The sequence below is a fragment of the Protofrankia sp. Cj3 genome, assembly GCF_917627355.1.
GTDB lineage: Bacteria > Actinomycetota > Actinomycetes > Frankiales > Frankiaceae > Protofrankia.
Map to the genome: position 1 here is coordinate 43,387 of NZ_CAKJTR010000004.1, position 777 is coordinate 44,163.

Annotated in this window: 1 protein-coding gene; it reads left to right on the forward strand. The window is 65.9% G+C overall.

Annotated features, from left to right (window positions below; genetic code table 11):
• Nucleotides 1-748: ABC transporter ATP-binding protein (locus tag MJ783_RS01145; protein ID WP_239308009.1), on the forward strand; the 748-nt coding region annotated here is incomplete at its 5' end.
• Between the last annotated feature and the right edge of the window lie 29 nt (nt 749-777).

The following is a 777-nucleotide window of genomic DNA, read 5'->3' on the forward strand; positions in this document are numbered from 1 at the left end:
GGTCGGGCCGAGCGGCTGCGGTAAGTCCACCCTGCTCGACCTGCTCGGTGGACTGACCAGACCCAGCGGTGGACGCATCCTGGTCGACGGGGCTCCGGTCTCGGGCCCGGGTCTCGACCGCGGGATCGTCTTCCAACAGTATGCGCTGTTCCCCTGGCGGACCGCGCTCGGGAACATCGAGTTCGGCCTTGAGGCCAAGCGTGTACCGAGGTCCGAACGTTCCGTCCGGGCGAAGTCGTATCTGGACCTGGTCGGTCTCACCGGATTCGAACGCCGCTATCCCCATGAGCTGTCCGGTGGCATGAAGCAGCGGGTGGCGATCGCACGCAGCCTCGCCTACGATCCGGCGGTTCTGCTCATGGACGAGCCGTTCGCCGCGCTCGATGCGCAGACCCGTGAAACGCTGCAGGACGAACTGCTGCGGATCTGGGCGCAGACACGCAAGACGATCCTTTTCATTACGCACTCGATCGACGAGGCCGTGTATCTCGGTCAGCGGGTCGCCGTGATGACGTCGCGACCCGGCCGGATCAAACAGATCGTTGACGTCCCTTCCATCAGCGATGACAGCGGCGACCCCCGCTCCGACCCGGAGTTCGTGCGCTACCGGCACCTGCTCTGGGAGCTGCTCCACGACGAGGTCGCCAAGGCACAGCAGGCCGAACGCCGGGTCGACGGCGATCACGAAGCGGCTGGGACGAACGAGCATGACCGGAAAGGGGTGACCGGTGTCGGCAGCCATCGATGAGACCATCGGTTCGACCGTGACCGTGACCG